17 protein-coding genes and 3 pseudogenes are annotated in these 15,922 nt (G+C 64.9%); 6 read left to right on the plus strand and 14 right to left on the minus strand.

Annotated elements, in window-relative coordinates; all coding sequences use genetic code 11:
* Positions 1-62: 62 nt before the first annotated feature.
* From ACVWW3_RS02295 to ygfZ, 5 genes and pseudogenes are all read right to left on the minus strand, one after another.
* A complete protein-coding gene (locus tag ACVWW3_RS02295) occupies positions 63-1,028 on the minus strand; it encodes an NUDIX hydrolase (protein ID WP_456651028.1) in 966 nt (321 codons plus the stop codon).
* Between the two features lie 220 nt (positions 1,029-1,248).
* On the minus strand, positions 1,249-1,755 hold the full coding sequence (locus ACVWW3_RS02300; protein WP_456651027.1) for a tyrosine phosphatase family protein: 507 nt from the start codon (positions 1,753-1,755) through the stop codon (positions 1,249-1,251).
* A gap of 148 nt (positions 1,756-1,903) precedes the next feature.
* Positions 1,904-2,518: a YfbR-like 5'-deoxynucleotidase gene (locus ACVWW3_RS02305; protein WP_247340251.1), complete on the minus strand. Its 615-nt coding sequence runs from the start codon at positions 2,516-2,518 to the stop codon at positions 1,904-1,906.
* Positions 2,515-3,142, minus strand: a pseudogene (locus ACVWW3_RS02310) (DNA-3-methyladenine glycosylase I). Before ACVWW3_RS02310 ends, ACVWW3_RS02305 begins: the two are co-directional and overlap by 4 nt.
* Entirely contained in the window at positions 3,139-4,020 is an 882-nt protein-coding gene (gene ygfZ, locus ACVWW3_RS02315; RefSeq protein WP_456651026.1) for a CAF17-like 4Fe-4S cluster assembly/insertion protein YgfZ, read from the minus strand. Before ygfZ ends, ACVWW3_RS02310 begins: the two are co-directional and overlap by 4 nt.
* Positions 4,021-4,121: 101 nt before the next feature.
* On the opposite strand from ygfZ, the gene ACVWW3_RS02320 reads away from it, so the two are divergent.
* The 5 genes and pseudogenes from ACVWW3_RS02320 (at position 4,122) to ACVWW3_RS02340 (ending at position 8,244) form a co-directional block, all read left to right on the plus strand.
* A complete protein-coding gene (locus ACVWW3_RS02320; protein ID WP_456651025.1) occupies positions 4,122-5,456 on the plus strand; it encodes a dihydroorotase in 1,335 nt (444 codons plus the stop codon).
* A 140-nt stretch (positions 5,457-5,596) separates the two neighbouring features.
* Positions 5,597-6,467, plus strand: a pseudogene (locus ACVWW3_RS02325) (sulfurtransferase).
* Between the two features lie 117 nt (positions 6,468-6,584).
* Entirely contained in the window at positions 6,585-7,289 is a 705-nt protein-coding gene (locus tag ACVWW3_RS02330; RefSeq protein WP_456651023.1) for an RNA polymerase sigma factor, read from the plus strand.
* Positions 7,290-7,380: 91 nt separating this feature from the next.
* Entirely contained in the window at positions 7,381-7,914 is a 534-nt protein-coding gene (locus tag ACVWW3_RS02335; protein WP_456651022.1) for a DUF4142 domain-containing protein, read from the plus strand.
* Positions 7,915-7,926: 12 nt separating this feature from the next.
* Positions 7,927-8,244, plus strand: a complete 318-nt coding sequence (locus ACVWW3_RS02340) for a cupredoxin domain-containing protein (protein ID WP_247340225.1) — start codon at positions 7,927-7,929, stop codon at positions 8,242-8,244.
* 212 nt (positions 8,245-8,456) lie between these two features.
* Here ACVWW3_RS02340 and ACVWW3_RS02345 read toward each other — a convergent pair whose 3' ends face one another.
* The 4 genes from ACVWW3_RS02345 to ACVWW3_RS02360 form a co-directional block, all read right to left on the minus strand.
* The gene (locus tag ACVWW3_RS02345) at positions 8,457-8,723 is read right to left on the minus strand and encodes a hypothetical protein (RefSeq protein ID WP_007594892.1); all 267 of its coding nucleotides are present in this window, start codon (positions 8,721-8,723) and stop codon (positions 8,457-8,459) included.
* A gap of 282 nt (positions 8,724-9,005) precedes the next feature.
* Positions 9,006-9,383, minus strand: coding sequence for a TIGR02301 family protein (locus ACVWW3_RS02350; RefSeq protein WP_247440890.1), 378 nt, complete (start codon positions 9,381-9,383; stop codon positions 9,006-9,008).
* Between the two features lie 44 nt (positions 9,384-9,427).
* Entirely contained in the window at positions 9,428-9,862 is a 435-nt protein-coding gene (locus ACVWW3_RS02355; RefSeq protein ID WP_247440892.1) for an NUDIX hydrolase, read from the minus strand.
* A gap of 18 nt (positions 9,863-9,880) precedes the next feature.
* Positions 9,881-10,381 (minus strand): hypothetical protein, encoded by a 501-nt coding sequence (locus ACVWW3_RS02360; protein WP_354045892.1) that lies wholly within the window; start codon positions 10,379-10,381, stop codon positions 9,881-9,883.
* Between the two features lie 63 nt (positions 10,382-10,444).
* Between ACVWW3_RS02360 and ACVWW3_RS02365 the strand changes: the two genes are divergently transcribed.
* A complete protein-coding gene (locus ACVWW3_RS02365; protein WP_456651021.1) occupies positions 10,445-11,200 on the plus strand; it encodes an SOS response-associated peptidase in 756 nt (251 codons plus the stop codon).
* A 12-nt stretch (positions 11,201-11,212) separates the two neighbouring features.
* On the opposite strand, the gene ACVWW3_RS02370 is transcribed toward ACVWW3_RS02365, so the two are convergent.
* From ACVWW3_RS02370 to ACVWW3_RS02390, 5 genes and pseudogenes are all read right to left on the minus strand, one after another.
* Positions 11,213-12,406 (minus strand): CaiB/BaiF CoA transferase family protein, encoded by a 1,194-nt coding sequence (locus ACVWW3_RS02370; protein WP_456651020.1) that lies wholly within the window; start codon positions 12,404-12,406, stop codon positions 11,213-11,215.
* A gap of 35 nt (positions 12,407-12,441) precedes the next feature.
* Entirely contained in the window at positions 12,442-13,371 is a 930-nt protein-coding gene (locus ACVWW3_RS02375; RefSeq protein ID WP_456651019.1) for a glycine reductase, read from the minus strand.
* A 71-nt stretch (positions 13,372-13,442) separates the two neighbouring features.
* Entirely contained in the window at positions 13,443-14,024 is a 582-nt protein-coding gene (locus ACVWW3_RS02380; protein ID WP_247340212.1) for an NUDIX hydrolase, read from the minus strand.
* A gap of 21 nt (positions 14,025-14,045) precedes the next feature.
* Entirely contained in the window at positions 14,046-14,489 is a 444-nt protein-coding gene (locus ACVWW3_RS02385) for a GNAT family acetyltransferase (protein ID WP_456651018.1), read from the minus strand.
* Positions 14,486-15,914 (minus strand): annotated as a pseudogene (locus tag ACVWW3_RS02390) (FAD-binding oxidoreductase). Before ACVWW3_RS02390 ends, ACVWW3_RS02385 begins: the two are co-directional and overlap by 4 nt.
* Positions 15,915-15,922: the final 8 nt, after the last annotated feature.

Below are 15,922 nucleotides of genomic sequence, written 5' to 3' on the forward strand. Positions count from 1 at the left end.
AGAATCCTAGTTTCGAGCATGATCTTGCTCGGAAAACCGCTACGCACTTTTCCGGATTATGCTCATCGCCGGGAGCGAACGCGCAAGCCCGGCGCGGGCCGCTCCTGGAGCACGTCGCGACGGAAGCGGTAGAGCGCCGCCGGACGTCCACCCGTCTGTGTCGACATCACTCCGGTCGGTTCGACCAGGGCTTCCATTTCGACCAGGCGGCGGAAATTTTGTTTGTGCAGGTGGCGGCCGGAGATCGCCTCCACCGTGTGCTGCAATTCGGTGAGTGTGAATTCGGCGGGCAAAAGTTCAAAGACCACAGGACGATACTTCAGTTTTGCGCGTAGCCGCGCGATCGCTGTCGCAAGAATCCGGCGGTGGTCGAAGCGCATGGATGTGCCGAGCGCGGGAAGCGTCTTGCGCGCTAATGCCGCGGGGCGGCCGTCGCGCCGTGCCTCCTCGATCAGTCCGGCCTCGTACAGGAGCTCGTAGCGGTCGAGCACACGCTCCTCGTCCCAGGGGGCGCCGTCGAGACCGAAATAGAACCGTACGCGATCCCGGCGCGGCAGCGCGCGCGTCGTCTCCGGCGTCTCCCCTTCGGCCCATGTTGTCAGTGCCGGGATGATGTCGCGCGCGATGATCGCCGGCGGCTCCTCGCGCCAGTCTTCCCAGGGCAGGAAGCTATACCACGGCGCGAAGCTCGCACTCGTGGCTGCGAGTTCGCCGACGGCGCGCGTCAGTGCGAGATAGCCGATCGACACCATGTGCGCGCCGGTATCGCCGGCCTCGGCATGCCGGCCGCGATCGCCAAACGTGTAGAGTTGTTCGACATAGCCGAGCCGCAGGCCCGTCTGTTGCTCGACCCAGGCCCGCAGGCCGATCTCGAAAGTGCGATGGCTCGGCGCATCGAACGGGCCGAACGGCAGTCCGGCCAGTCCGTCGCTGCCGCGCGCGGTGAGAATCAGCGGTTCATGATCCTCGATCGCGACGATCGCAGCAGTCAGGCCGATCTCGATCGGCGTCAGGAGCTTGTCGCTCATGCGGTGGCGATCGCCGGTGTTGTGAGAAGGTTGATTGCGCCGGTCTCGCCGCGGGCTCGCTGCAACCTCTCCCGCTTGCGGGAGAGGTCGGCGCACAGCGCCGGGTGAGGGCTTTCTCCTCTGGGGGACTGTCCCGATGCGGAGATACCCTCTCCCCATCCCTCTCCCGCAAGCGGGAGAGGGAGCGCAGTCCCGTTGGGGCTGCTATTCGACTCTCTTCTCATTCGAGCTCGATCACGAAGGGGCGACCCTCGACCATCATCGCGCCCGGGCCCATCTCGTCGAGTGCGCGCAGCATGCGGCCTTTGCGCCCCAGCGCACGGTCGGCGAGGCCGACGATGCGCCGGTTCGGCGAGGCGATCGGGGAAGCCGCGCGGATCTTCTTCGCGATCTCGGTCTCGTCGCGATCCGGATTGAGCGCGCAGACGGCGGCAAAGGCGCTCGCGGTGGAGCGGCTGATTCCGGCATAACAATGCACCACCAGCGCTGCGCCGCGGTCCCAGCCGCGCACGAAGTTCAGCACCTGCTCGATATGGCTCTCGGACGGCGCGACAAAGCCGTCGATCTCCTCGGTGATGTCGTCCATCGACACCTTGAGATGATTGGCCGGCAGCACCGACACCGGCCGCGCGACCTGTTCGACATTGGCCATTACGGTCAGCACGTGACTGGCCTTGGTGAGACGGACGGTTTGGGGAAGGGCGGCGAGGGAACAGACGTGAATCATGGCGGACCTTTTCCGCAGATTATAGCGGGCGTTCGTAGGGTGGGCAAAGCGAAGCGTGCCCACCACTTTCGTCGCATTTGGGAAAAATTGGTGGGGACGGCGCAAGGGCGCCTTTGCCACCCTACAGGACTCTAACCCACGACAACGCTCACGCAAATACCGCGCCAAACCGCTCCAGGAACTGCTTCTCCGCCCGGGCCGCCGTCCAGGGCGTGAGATAGTCGCGCCGGACGCTGTCGGACAGGCCCGGATCGCGGCCGAACAGGCGCCTGGCCTCGCTTTCGCTGAAGCCGGCGAGCTCGGTGGCTTCCAGATAGGCCGCGCCGCGATCGGCGGCCTTGATCGCCAGCGTGATCTCGTCAGCCAGCACCGGCGGTAGCCCGAACCGGATGTGGATGGCGCCGAGCAGGCGTTTTTCGACCGCCTTGTAATGGCCATCGAGCACGGCCTTGAACGGCGAGATCATGTCGCCGATGACGTATTCGGGCGCGTCATGCAGCAGCGCGGCAAGCCGCATGCGCTGGTCGACGCGCGGCATCTCGTGCCGCATCACGGTCTCCACCAGCAGCGTGTGCTGCGCGACCGAGAAGATGTGCGCGCCAATGGTCTGGCCGTTCCAGCGGGCGACACGCGCCAGCCCATGCGCGATGTCGCCGATCTCGACGTCGAGCGGGGAGGGATCGAGCAAATCGAGCCGCCGGCCCGACAGCATGCGCTGCCAGGCGCGGGACGCCACATCGCGTGACGACTTCTTGGCCGTCATTTGGATTTGAGGCGAGGCTTGCGCTGCGTCTTGCCGCAGCTCGCGTGACAATGGCAGTCGACGAGATGATCGTTGACCAGGCCGGTTGCCTCCATGAAGGCATAGACGATGGTCGGGCCGACGAACTTGAACCCACGCGAGGACAGCTCCTTGGAGATCTGCATGGAGAGCGGCGTCGAGGCCGGCACGCTCGCGGTGGTCTTGAAATGATTGACCTTGGGGCTACCGTCCATGAAGTCCCACAGCAGTTTCGAGAAGCCGGGGCCCTTCTCCATGATATCGAGATAGGATTTCGCGCTTGCTATCGCGCCGTCGATCTTGGCCTTGTTGCGCACGATGCCGGCATCGTTCATCAGCGCGTGGACTTTCTTCTCGTTGTAGCGCGCGATCTTTCTCCGGCTGGAAATCGTCGAAGGCTTTGCGGAAATTGTCGCGCTTGCGCAAAATCGTGATCCAGGACAGGCCCGCCTGGAAACCGTCGAGGATCAGCTTTTCATAGAGCGCACGGTCGTCATACTCCGGCACGCCCCATTCGGTGTCGTGATAGGCGACGTAGACCGGATCTTCGCCGGGCCAGGGGCAGCGCGTGATTCCGTCGGGATGCAGGCGAGGGGCACGGCTCATGCGATGGGCTGCTTGGCTGGAATGCGGACAACGTCAGGGTCCGCTAGCCTCACAGCGAGGCCACCGGCAGTCAGCGCCTGTCCCGCATCGAGCGCATCGGCGACACGGTCGATGCGCACCAGCGCGATACCCTTGCCCTGCGCCGACGAGCCCATCGTGCCGACCGGCTTGTCGCCGGCAAGAACGCTGACGCCGAGCTCAGGCGAGAGATCCTCCAGCAGCACCTTGACGCTGCGGGTGCGCGCGGTGCCGCGATGCTGCATGCGCGAGACGACCTCCTGGCCGACATAGCAGCCCTTGTCGAAATCGACGCCGGAAAGGCGGTCCATGTTGGTCTCGTGCGGGAACGCATCGCTGTACATGAAATCGAGCCCGCCGCGCGGCACGCCGAGCGCGATGCGGTGGGCCTCGTATGCGGCGGCGTCGACCAGCTCGGCGCCGATCAGATCGGAGAGCTTCTGTTTGAGATCTTCAGGGATCAGGATGCGGTAACCGAGTTCGCCATTGCGCGGATCGGCGAAGGCGAGGTCGGGCTGGGCCGCGGGCTTGCCGTCCCAGGCCGCGAGCACGCCGAGATCGTCGGACAGGTTTTCCACCGTGACCTTGGCGCGCAGCTTGTAGAATTTCAGCTTGGTGGCGAGGCCGTCGGCAAGCGGCTTCGGACAATCGATCAGGAACCCGCCGCCATGGCCGGCAGGCGACTCCGTGATCAGAAAATCGACGGTGATCTTGCCCTGCGGCGTCAGCAACGCGCCGAATCGCCCCAGGCCCGGCTTGAGCTTGTCGACATCGGTCGTGACGAGGCCGTTGAGGAAGTTGCGCGCGTCCTCGCCCGCGACCTTCACCACGCCCCGGTCAGGAAGAAACGCTGATTTCATACGAAAATCTCTTGCGACATGTTGCTCCGGAACGTAAGCCCGCAAGGCAAAAACGACAAGACCTCAAGCCTTGCGCTTGGGGACGAGAGAGGCCTCCAGCCATGACCCAGCGTTTCGACCTGATCCTCAAGGGCGGCACTGTCGTCAACCAGGACGGCGAGGGAGCCCGCGATATCGGCGTCGTCAACGGCCGCATTGCCGATATCGGCGCGCTGTCGCAGGCTTCCGCCGCCGAAATGATCGACTGCAAGGGCCTGCACATCCTGCCCGGCGTCATGGACACGCAGGTGCATTTCCGCGAGCCCGGGCTGGAGCAGAAGGAAGACCTTGAGACCGGCTCGCGCAGCGCAGTGATGGGCGGCGTCACCGCCGTGTTCGAGATGCCGAACACCTCGCCATTGACCGTGACGGAGGCCACCTTCACCGACAAGGTGAAGCGCGCCCATCATCGCATGCATTGCGATTTTGCTTTCTTCATCGGCGGCACCCGCGAAAACGTGCAGGACCTGCCGGTGCTGGAGCGTTCGCCGGGTTGCGCCGGCGTCAAAGTCTTTATCGGCTCCTCGACCGGCGCGCTGCTGGTGGAGGACGACGAAAGCCTGCGCCGCATCTTTCAGGTGATCCGCCGCCGTGCCGCGTTCCACGCCGAGGACGAGTACCGCCTCAACGACCGCAAATCGCTGCGCATCGAGGGTGATCCGCGCTCGCATCCGGTGTGGCGCGACGAGACCGCGGCGCTGATGGCGACGCAGCGCCTGGTCAAGCTCGCGCACGAGACGGGCAAGCGCATCCATGTACTGCACATCTCGACCAAGGAAGAGATCGAGTTTTTGCGCGACCACAAGGACGTCGCCTCCTGCGAGGCGACGCCGCATCATCTCACGCTGGTTGCGCCCGAATGCTACGAGCGGCTCGGCACGCTGGCGCAGATGAATCCGCCGGTGCGCGGCGCCGAACATCGCGCCGGGATCTGGCGCGGCATCGAGCAGGGCATCATCGACGTGCTCGGCTCCGACCACGCCCCGCATACGCTGGAAGAGAAGCAGAAGACCTATCCGGCCTCGCCCTCCGGCATGACCGGCGTGCAGACGCTGGTGCCGCTCATGCTTGATCACGTCAATGCCGGCCGCCTGTCGCTGGCAAGGTTCGTCGATCTCACCAGCGCCGGCCCCGCGCGCCTCTACAACATGGCCTGCAAGGGCCGCATTGCCGCCGGCTATGACGCCGACTTCACCGTCGTCGATCTCAAGCGCAGCGAGATCATCACCAACAAATGGGTGGCCTCCAAAGCAGGCTGGACCCCCTATGACGGCGTGCGCGTTACAGGCTGGCCCGTCGGCACCTTCATCCGCGGTCGCCGGGTGATGTGGCAGGGTGACCTCGTGACGGCCTCGCAGGGCGAGCCGGTGCGGTTTCTGGAGACGTTGAAGGCGTAGCCGCGGTGTTGCCACACATTCGTCATTGCGAGCGCAGCGAAGCAATCCAGGGTCTTTCCGCGGAGGCAGACGGGATTGCTTCGCTGCGCTCGCAATGACAAGTGGAGAGAGCTACACTCCCTCGATAGGGAGAGTAGTCAATGCCCCAACCGACCCCCCTCATCACCACCGAGCAACTCGCAGCCCAGCTCGGCGACCCCAATCTCCGCCTCTACGACTGCACGACCTACAACGAGCCGGTGCCGCCGGGCAGCGACGTGCCCTATCGCGCCGTCCCCGGCGACAAGACGTTCGAGGCCGGCCACATCCCGGGCGCCGATTTTCTCGACCTGCAGGGCGAGTTCTCCGACGCCTCCGCGCAACAATTCTTCATGATGCCTGGCGTAGCCCAGCTGGAGGCCGCCTTCGGCCGCCACGGCCTCGATGCTAGCAAGACCATCGTGCTCTACAGCATCGGCACCATGATGTGGTCCACGCGGTTCTGGTGGATGCTGCGCTCACTCGGCGTCGATGCGCAGGTGCTCGATGGCGGGCTCGACAAATGGAAAGCCGAGGGGCGGCCGCTCGAGATGGGCGCCTCAAAGGGATATCCGCCCACGACCTTCAAGGCCACGCCGCGCGCAGGCTTGTTCGTCGACAAGACCGCCGTGAAGGCGCGGCTTGGCGATCCCGCGACTGTTATCGTCAACGCGCTCGGTCCGCAATTTCATCGCGGGCTCGAGCCGAGCCGCTACGGCCGGCCGGGTCGCGTTCCCGGCAGCGTCAACGTATCAGCGGCAACGCTCGCCAATGCCGACAAGACGCTGACGACGCTTGCCGATGCTGAGGCCAAATTCGCCGCGGCAGGCGTCACCCGCGACAAGAATGTGATCCTTTATTGCGGTGGCGGCATCTCGGCGACGATCGACCTGCTGCTGCTGACGCAACTCGGCTACGACAAGCTGACGCTCTACCGACGCCTCGATGGGCGAGTGGGCAAGGGATCCGGGGCTGCCGATCGAGACGGACTAGGATATCCCTTAACCCTTCCCCCAAGGGAACCCCGAGAAGAGGATCAGAAAGTTGGGAACCTTTCCCTTGAGCCGGCATCCAATGTCCGGAACGAAGCGAAACGAGCAGGTGACCGCCATGCAACGGACCGCAGCCGGCCTGTCCGCCGGCGCCAAGACATCAGAAATCCGGGCATTGGAAGCCGAACTGGTCGACCGGGCGCGGGGCCGGGACGAGGCCGCGCTCCGTGAGATCATGCAGGCCAACAACCGCAGGCTCTATCGGCTGGCGCGCGGGATTTTGCGCAGCGACAGCGAAGCCGAGGATGTGGTTCAGGAAACCTACGTCCGCGCCTTCACCCATCTCGACGGCTTCCGCGGCGAGTCCGGACTGTCGACCTGGCTGTCGCGCATCGCCATCAACGAGGCGCTTGGCCGGGCGCGAAGCGCCAGGCCGCATGTCGAGCTCGGCTCGATGCCCGAAGCGATGCTCGAGGCGCAGATCATAAAATTTCCCGTTTCTCCCGCAGGCGATCCGGAAAGGACCATGGCCCAACGTGAAATCCAGCGCGTCGTCGAGCGCGCCATCGACGAGTTGCCGGACGTCTTCCGCATGGTCTTCGTCGCACGCGTCATGGAAGGCATGAACATCGAGGAGACCGCCGAGCTGCTCGGCGTCAAGCCCGAGACCGTGAAGACGCGGCTGCACCGTGCGCGTACCATGCTGCGCGAGAACGTCGAGAAGGAGATCGGTCCGTTGGTGATGGATGCGTTCCCGTTCGCCGGGTGGCGCTGCGAGCGGCTGACCGTGTCAGTGCTGAAGCGGCTCGGCATCGGCGGCTGAAGTTTTTCGGGAACGTTCGCGCGAAAATTCCATCCAACGCCTGTGAAGCAAAGCGCCGGCAATCCGCCCGGCAGCACAGGAGTGTCAAACCATGTTTGTTCGTTGGAGTGCGGCGATCGCCGCAGCAATTTTGTTGTCGAGCCCCGCGCTGCTGCAAGGCGCCAGAGCAGCCGACAAGCCGACCGATCCGCAGATCGCTCACATCGCCTACACCGCGGGCGTGATCGACATCAACGCGGCCAAGCAAGCGCAGAAGAAGGCCAAGAACAAGGATGTGAAGGCATTTGCAGAGGACATGCTGCGCGACCACGAGGCCGTCAACAAGCAGGCGCTGGCGCTAGTCAAGAAGCTGAACGTTACGCCTGAAGACAACGACACCAGCAAGGCGCTGTCGAAGCAGGCGAGCGATAAGCTGGCCGAGCTCGGCAAGCTGGACGGTGCGGCCTTCGACAAGGCTTATGTCGCGAACGAGGTCGCCTACCACAAGGCGGTCAACGGCGCGCTGGAGACGCAGCTCATTCCGTCCGCCAACAATGCCGAGCTGAAGAGCTTGCTGCAGACCGGCCTGAAAATCTTCCAGGGGCATGAGCAGCACGCCGAGCACGTCGCGGCCGAACTGAAATAGGGAGAGGCGATGATGCCGGGACGATTGTCTGCGATCGCGACAGCGGTCGTGCTCGTGGCGATGGCCGTCCCGGCGCACGCCGCGACCATAGAAATCACGATGGAGAATCTCGAAATGTCGCCGAAAGACGCTTCGGCGAAGGTCGGCGACACCGTGGAATGGATCAACAAGGACGTCTTCGCCCACACCGCGACCGCTGGGAATGGCGATTTCGACGTGAACCTGCCGGCGAAGAAATCGGGGACGTTCGTTTTGAAGAAGGCGGGCACGGTCGATTATTACTGCCGCTATCATCCCAACATGAAAGCGACGCTCAAGATCGAGCCGTGACGGGCTGGGGCGCGCATTCCCGATGGCTGCGGGAACAACTCCCGGCCCTGACGAGACTAATGCTTGGCCGGTGGAGGCCGCTTCCGTGCGATAAACACGGCAGACTTCGCGACGTCTTCGCCAAGACTTCGTCGTAAAGTCATTCATCCGTAGACTGGCCCCGCCCGTTCGGCGGGGTCATTTTCGGCAAGGCTTACTGCCTGGAGAAAGGCTTACTGTCTGGAGATGTCGACCGAGAATTCGCCGTTGCGGATGCGGCCGGGAAAGCCCTCGACGAATTTCGCCACCGCGTCCTCGCCATAGGTGCCGACGAGTTCGGCCAGGGCCGCGAACAGGCTCGCCTGCGCCAGGCAGTCGCCGTCGACGCCATCATGGCGCGCTTCGGCCCAGGCCTCGTTGAGATAGCTCAGTGCGGCCTGTTTCTGCTCGTGATCGGGCAGCGGCGCGCGGGCGGGGGCGTAGGACACTGGATGGCTCATGAAACTCGACAGGGCTGGAGGCGCGTCCACGGCGATGCGCTGTGCGAGAGGTGTAGCACGCGCGTTAACGCCCGCTAGGCCACATCTTTAGGAACGGTTAACGGCTGTGTACAAAGACGATGACAGGGTTCCCCGATGCCCAACCCTCATGGTGAGGAGCGTGCGAAGCACGCGTCTCGAACCATAGAGGCCCTGCAGCAGCAGGGCCTTTCATCCTTCGAGACGCGCGTTCCGCGCTCCTCAGGATGAGGAGTTCACGGTCTGGATGCGGTTGGCAGTAAATCAGTTCGCGTAGCGTGCCGTGAGATCGCGCGAGATCTTCGAGCCTTCCTCGATGTAGCGGCGGATCGCCACCGTCGCGGCCGGCGTGCAGCTGCGGTAGGTCTGCTGAAAACCGTTATAGCCGCGGTTGAAGCCGGCGATCATGCGGGTGCGGCGCTCGCCCGCAGGGGTTTCGGCATCGATCAGCGCCTGCATCTCGCTGCGCCATTTGTTACCCTCGTTGGACCCGCAGATGCCGCGCAGATAGTGCAGCCCGCCGAGGATCTCCGCCAGCCGCTGCAAATCGCCGTCAAACGGCGCTGCCCCATCCTGAGCCCGGGCGGGCGCGGAGGCGCAGGCGAGAAGCAGGGCAAAAATGGCCAGAAATCGCGTGGACATCGGCGGGGTGTATGCCTCCTCGGGGCGGTAGACGCAAGGCGGGGTCAGGGGCCGATCAGCCGGTGGGCCGACTGGATGACCTCTTCCAGCCCTCCGGTCAGCTTGAGGTCGCCGAGGCTCGCCAGGGCCTCTGGGGCGACCCAGCGGTAATCGTCGAGCTCGTCGTTGAGAACAGGCTCCCGCGCCACCCAGCGGGCGGCAAAGGACATGATCAGGTAATGGCCGGCGCCGCCCGGGGGCGGCAGCACTTCACGCCAGCCGGCCAGGCCAATGATGTCGATATCGAGCGCCGTCTCCTCGTCGACCTCGCGTGCCAGCGCCTGGTGCAGCGATTCGCCGAACTCGACCCGGCCGCCGGGCAGCGAATAGAACCCCTTTGCGGGCGAGCGCGCGCGGCGGGTCAGGAGCACCTTGCCGTCGCGAAAAATCGCGGCACTGACCGCGAGCTGGGGATGGGTGGGCTGGACGACCGCGGCCATGACTTCACCTGCTCGGGCTCAGTTCGCCATGATGGTGTCGACGTCGGCTTCCGCGCCGCCATTGATGATGCCGCCGCAGGCCGCGATCAGCGGCCTGACCCAGACTGCGGCCTGCTCGGCGAGGCGGACGCGGGTCGTGTCCTTCTCGACCTCGCGCATGGCCGAGCCGACCGCTGACAGAATCGAGGTCATGGTGTCGGTGAGATGGTCGAACTGGGCGCGCACGTTCGGGTCGGCCTTGTCATAGGCCTCGATCGCCAGATCCCGGGCCTTGAAATTCGAGGCGGTGAAATGCTCGGCGTAGGACAGCGGCGACCAGGTCAAGAAATCTTCCGCGCATTCTGGCATGTCCGGGACCATTTCCAGCAGCATCACGGCTTCATTGAAATGGTTGAGATAGTCGGTGGCAAGCCCGGTCCGCGGGTTGATGTTGGCGACGCGCAGCCGCTCGGCCCAGGCCGCGGCCTCGGGCCCCGTCTGTCCATGCATTCGCGCCGGCTGGGAGACCGTTGAGCTCATCTGCCGCAGTGTTAACGTTCGGGGTTAAAAGGACCTGAACGGACCCTATATAGGCGCTCAAGGATGTGTGGACGCTTCGTCATAACTTCAGCCCCCGCGGCTTTGCGGCAGCTGTTCGGCTACATCGAGCAGCCGAATTTCCCGCCCCGGTTCAACGTGGCCCCGACACAACCGATTCCGGTCGTGCTGGCCGAGAACGGCGCGCGTCATTTCCGCCTGATGCGCTGGGGCCTGTTGCCGGGCTGGCTCAAGGATCTCAAAGGATTTACGCTGCTGATCAACGCCCGCTCCGAGACGGTGCTGGAGAAGCCCGCGTTCAAGCGCGCGATCCGCCGGCGGCGCGGCCTGATTCCGGCCGACGGCTATTACGAATGGAAGTCGATCGACGGCCGCAAGCAGCCCTTCTTCATCCACCGCGCCGACGGCGAGCCGCTCGGCTTTGCCGCATTGTTCGAGACTTGGGTCGGGCCCAACGGCGAAGAGCTCGACACGGCCGCGATCGTCACGGCGGCGGCGAGCGAGGATCTCGGCACGTTGCATGACCGCGTGCCTGTCACCATCGGCCCGCGCGATTTCGAGCGCTGGCTGGACAGCCGCAGCGATGACGTCGACACCGTGTTGCCGCTGATGACCGCCCCGCGCATCGGCGAATTCGCCTGGCACCCGGTCACTACTCGAGTCAACCGCGTCGCAAATGATGACGAGCAGCTGTTGCTGCCGATCAGCGCGGATGAGATCGAGGCGGAAGCGGTGAAGTCGAAGAAGGTCGTGCGGAAGGCGGTCGGATCGGAGGATGGCGGGCAGGGGTCGTTGTTTTAGGCGGCGCCGCCCTCAAACAATCTCCCGCGCCTTCAACTCCGCAATCGCCGCCGCGTCAAAACCTAGCTCGCCCAGCACCGCATCCGTATCCGCGCCGAGTTCCGGCGCCATTCGGTCGAGCTTGCCGCCGCCATGGGCGAGCTTGAACCCGCTGCCGGCGAAGCGCAGGCGGCCGTAGGGCGTATCCAGCTCCTGGATCGCGCCGCGCGCCTTGATCTGCGGATGGTCGATCATCTCCTCGACCTTCCAGATACTGGCGCAGGGCGCGCCGGCATCTTCCAAAATCGTCTCCCATTCGCGCGCAGGCCTGGCCGCGAGCGCCTCCTCGATGATGGCACGCAGCGCCGGCTCGTTGTCGTTGCGCGCAAACCAGTCGGCGAAGCGCGGGTCGGTCAGCGTGTCCTCGCGGCCGAGCGCAGACATCAGCGCGCGATATTGTTTCTCGTTGTTGACGGCGAGCAGGATGTGGCCGTCGCCACATCGAAACAAATTCGCCGTGGTCCGGCGGCTCACGGCCTGATTGCCCGACAGTGTTTGCCGGTGGCCCGCGACCGACCAGTCCGCGATCTGCCCCGACAGAAACGCCATCGTCGCCTCCAGCATGGAGACGTCGATGAGCTGGCCCTTGCCGGTGCGATCGCGCTGGTACAGCGCGCTCGACACGCCAAAGGCGGCCGTGGCTCCCGAGAGCACGTCGCACACCGCAAAGCCCGCACGCGTCGGGCCGGTCTCCGGATGGCCCGTGATCGCCATGATGCCCGACAGCGCCTGCATCTTGCCGTCATAGCCGCGGCGCAGCCGATCCGGACCGGTCTGGCCGAAGCCGGATACCGCGCAGTAGATCAGCTTCGGATTGATCGCGGACAGCGCCGCATAACCGATGCCGAGCTTGTCCATCACGCCCGGCCGGAAATTTTCCATGACGACGTCGACATTTGCCGCGAGCTTCTTCACGATCGCGATTGCATCGGGCTTTTGCAGATCGAGGGTCAGGCTGCGCTTGTTGCCGTTGACGGCCTGGAACGCCGGCGCCAACCCGCGGTCGGCCCATTCTCGCGACAGCGGCGTGCGGCGCATGTCCTCGCCCTCGCGCCGCTCGACCTTGATGACGTCGGCGCCCAGCAGCGCGAGCTGGTAGCTCGCATAAGGGCCGGCCAGCACTTGCGTGAAGTCCAGGATCTTCACGCCCTCGAACGGTCGCGTCACGTCGCTCTCCCTTTTGTTTTGGTTGTCGGAGGACGTCAGGCGGCGCGGTTGCCGCGCGCGAGCTCCTTCTGCTTGTCGAATTCGGCACGGCGGCGCGCCAGCTCTTCAGGTGAGAGCTGCGCGACGTTGTTGTAGTCGAGCTTCCAGGAGGCATCCTCGCTCCAGCGCAGCGGCGACTGCATGGTGGTCTGCGGGCCGCTCGCAGTCTCCAGCAGTTTCAGCGCCAGTTCGAGCGTCTGCGCCTGCGAGGCGATGTCGTGCGGCTTGCCCGCGGAATTGCCGAGCGGGAAATCGCTGAACAAGAAGCGCGGCACGGCGGCGTGTTCGATGATGTCCTTGGCGCAGCCCATGATCACGGTTGGAATGCCGTTCGCCTCGAGATGCCGCGCCACCAGCGCGGTGGTCTGGTGACAGACCGGGCAGTTCGGCACCAGCACGGCGACATCGACCTTGTCGGCAACGGCCCGCGCCAGAATTTCCGGCGCGTCGGTATCGAGCGTGACGCGATGGCTGCGGTTGGTCGGCGCGCCGAAGAAGCGCGGGGCAACCTCGCCGATGCGGCCGGCGGCTGAAGCCTTCAAGAGTTGCGGCAGCGGAAACCAGGTGCCGTTGTCGGTGGCCGAGGTGTGCTTGCGGTCGTAGCCGATATGGGAGATGCGCAGGTCGTGCGGCTTCGCGGTGTCGCCGTCATAGACCTGGTAGAACTTTGCGCTGCCGTTATACGCCGCGCCCGGCCCCTGGTCGCCCTTGGTGGGATCGTACGGCGCGGCCGTGGTGATGATGGTGACGCGCGATTGCGCCAGCGGCTTCTTCAGCGGCTGGAACGGCGCCTCGGTGTAGTGGGCCCAGCGATACGCCGTGGTGTAGCCGATCGCGGTGTAATAGTCCCGCGTGCGCTGCATATAGGGGACGGGGACGTCATAGTCGGGCGCAAAGCCGAATTCGTCGTCGCGCGAAGCGGTCATGGGGCGCGTCTCCTGGTTCTTGTTGGCGACAGACTATTGATAGTTGGAGGTGAGCTCAAGGGTAAGCAAGCTCACCGAAACAGATGCAGCGCCGCGTATTGCAACAGCATGATCGCCTTGGCGTCGATGATGCGCCCGTCCGCGATCATCGCCAGCGCCTCGTCGATACCGAGCTCCAGCACCTCGATGTCCTCGCCTTCATGTTCGAGGCCGCCGCCGTCGCTGACCCGCATCTCCGGCTCGTACTCGGCGACGAAGAAGTGCAGCTTCTCGGTGATGGCGCCGGGACTCATGAACGCCTCGAACACTTTTTCGACGTGGTGCAGGCGATAGCCGGTTTCCTCCTCGGCCTCGGCGCGGATGCGTACCTCGGGCGAGGCATCGTCCAGCACGCCGGCGGCCGCCTCGATCAGCAAATCGTCGTAGCCGCGGATGAAGGCCGGCAGGCGGAATTGCTTCACCAGGATCACCGTGCGCCGTGCGAGATTATACGGCAGCACGGCGGCGGCGTTGTCGCGCTCGTAGGTCTCCCGGTGCTGCGTCTGCCATTCGCCATTGGCGCGCCGGTACTCCAACGTGGTGTTCTTGAGGGTGGTCCAGTTGTCCGAGAGCACGCGGACGTCCTTGATGCGGACGCGGTCGGAAATGGTCATGGCTCGATCTCAGTTGCTTGTTCAGTTGCTTGGAGTCGTGTCGCGGCCGTCGAGCCACTTCTGGAACATCACCGAGGTCGATTCTTCAAAACCCAGCGACTGATAGAACGCATTGGCCTGCGCGTTCCCGCGCCGGACCAGGAGCTGGAGCTTTGCAATGCCGGCCTGGCGCAGCCAGTCCTCGGCGGCGGCCATGATCACCCGGCCATGGCCGCGCTTGCGGCCATCGGGGTCGACGGCGACGTAATAGATCCAGCCGCGATGGCCGTCATGGCCGACCATGACGGTCGCGACGATCGCGCCGCCGTCGCGACCGATCAGGATCGTGGAATTGTCGCGCCGTCGCGCCAGCGCGATGTCCGAGTGCGGATCGTTCCACGGCCGCGTCAGGCCGCAGCGCTGCCACAGCGCGACGACAGGCTCGACATCGGCATCGGCGATCGCATCGATCTCGAGAGCACTCACAGCACTTTTCCCGGGTTCATGATTCCAAGCGGATCGAGCATCGCCTTGATGGACCGCATCAGCTCGATCGCGGTTTTGTCCTTCACGTCAGGCAGCTCGTCGCGCTTGAGCACGCCGATGCCGTGCTCGGCCGAGATCGAGCCGCCCATGCGCAACACGATCGCGAACACCACGGCGTTCATCTCGTGCCAGCGCGCCAGGTAATCCGCGGTGTTGGCGCCGATCGGCTGGCTGACATTGTAATGCAGATTGCCGTCGCCGAGATGGCCGAACGGCACCGGCCGCGCGCCGGGGATCAGTTTGATCACGGCGGCATTGGCCTCCGTGATGAAGGCGGGAACAGTGGCCACCGGCACGGAAATGTCGTGCTTGATCGAGCCGCCCTCCGGCTTCTGCGCCGACGACATCTCGTCGCGCAGCTTCCAGAAGTCGGCGCGCTGGGTGAGATTGGCCGCGATCACGGCGTCGTCGACGATCTCGTCCTCCATGGCGCGGCCGAGGATCGTTTCCAGCGGCGTGCGGGCGTCGTCGCCCGGAGAGGACAATTCCATCAGCACGTACCAGGGATGTTTCTGCGCGAGCGGGTCGCGCACGTCGATGCCGTGTCGGATCGAGAAATCGACCGCCAGCTCCGAGAGCAACTCGAAGCTCGTCAACGCATTGGCAGCCTCGCTTTGCGCGATCGTCAGGAGCTTCAGCGCTGCGTCAGGCGACTTCAGCCCGACGAAGGCGGTCTCGATCGACCGCGGCTTTGGAAACAGCTTCAGCGTCGCGGCCGTGATGATGCCGAGCGTGCCTTCGGCGCCGATGAAGAGGTTGTGCAGATTGTAGCCAGTGTTGTCCTTCTTCAGCTTCGACAGCACGCCCAGCACGCGCCCGTCGGCCAGCACCACCTCGAGCCCCAGCGCCATCTCGCGCGCGGACGCCATAGGCGAGTGCGGCCGTGCCGCCGGCATTGGTCGAGAGATTGCCGCCGATGGTGCAGCTCCCTTCCGCGCCGAGCGAGAGCGGAAACAGCCGGTCCATTTCAGCGGCCTTCTGCTGCGCGATCTGCAGCACCACGCCGGCCTCGCAAGTCATGGTGTTGGAGGCGACGTCGACCTCGCGGATCTTGTCCAGCCGCCGCAGCGACACCACCACCTCGCCATTGTGTGGCGTCTGTCCGCCGACGAGGCCGGTGTTGCCGCCCTGCGGCACCAGCGCAATTTTGTGCTCGGAAGCCAGCTTGCAGATCGCGGAGACCTCCGCGGTCGAGCCCGGGCGCAGCACCAGCGGCGAGCGGCCGTGAAACAAATTGCGCTCCTCGGTGACGTACGCCTCGATGTCGGCCGCATCGGTGATGGCGTGGCGATCGCCGACGATCTTGCGGAATTGTTCGATCAACTCGGGCGCAAGCGGAGGGGTGGCTGATGTGTTGATGTTCATCGTCTCGT

This window comes from Bradyrhizobium sp. LM2.9 (assembly GCF_054056555.1).

Bases quoted from the DNA above. Each gene is read 5' to 3' on its own strand.
- ACVWW3_RS02365 (WP_456651021.1), top strand. From the start codon at position 10,445: ATGTGTGGACGCTTCGTCATAACTTCAGCCCCCGCGGCTTTGCGGCAG.
- ACVWW3_RS02300 (WP_456651027.1), bottom strand. From the start codon at position 1,755: ATGATTCACGTCTGTTCCCTCGCCGCCCTTCCCCAAACCGTCCGTCTC.
- ACVWW3_RS02375 (WP_456651019.1), bottom strand. From the start codon at position 13,371: ATGACCGCTTCGCGCGACGACGAATTCGGCTTTGCGCCCGACTATGAC.
- ACVWW3_RS02335 (WP_456651022.1), top strand. From the start codon at position 7,381: ATGTTTGTTCGTTGGAGTGCGGCGATCGCCGCAGCAATTTTGTTGTCG.
- ACVWW3_RS02340 (WP_247340225.1), top strand. From the start codon at position 7,927: ATGCCGGGACGATTGTCTGCGATCGCGACAGCGGTCGTGCTCGTGGCG.
- ygfZ (WP_456651026.1), bottom strand. From the start codon at position 4,020: ATGAAATCAGCGTTTCTTCCTGACCGGGGCGTGGTGAAGGTCGCGGGC.
- ACVWW3_RS02350 (WP_247440890.1), bottom strand. From the start codon at position 9,383: ATGTCCACGCGATTTCTGGCCATTTTTGCCCTGCTTCTCGCCTGCGCC.
- ACVWW3_RS02360 (WP_354045892.1), bottom strand. From the start codon at position 10,381: ATGAGCTCAACGGTCTCCCAGCCGGCGCGAATGCATGGACAGACGGGG.
- ACVWW3_RS02355 (WP_247440892.1), bottom strand. From the start codon at position 9,862: ATGGCCGCGGTCGTCCAGCCCACCCATCCCCAGCTCGCGGTCAGTGCC.
- ACVWW3_RS02305 (WP_247340251.1), bottom strand. From the start codon at position 2,518: ATGACGGCCAAGAAGTCGTCACGCGATGTGGCGTCCCGCGCCTGGCAG.
- ACVWW3_RS02295 (WP_456651028.1), bottom strand. From the start codon at position 1,028: ATGAGCGACAAGCTCCTGACGCCGATCGAGATCGGCCTGACTGCTGCG.
- ACVWW3_RS02380 (WP_247340212.1), bottom strand. From the start codon at position 14,024: ATGACCATTTCCGACCGCGTCCGCATCAAGGACGTCCGCGTGCTCTCG.
- ACVWW3_RS02320 (WP_456651025.1), top strand. From the start codon at position 4,122: ATGACCCAGCGTTTCGACCTGATCCTCAAGGGCGGCACTGTCGTCAAC.
- ACVWW3_RS02345 (WP_007594892.1), bottom strand. From the start codon at position 8,723: ATGAGCCATCCAGTGTCCTACGCCCCCGCCCGCGCGCCGCTGCCCGAT.
- ACVWW3_RS02330 (WP_456651023.1), top strand. From the start codon at position 6,585: ATGCAACGGACCGCAGCCGGCCTGTCCGCCGGCGCCAAGACATCAGAA.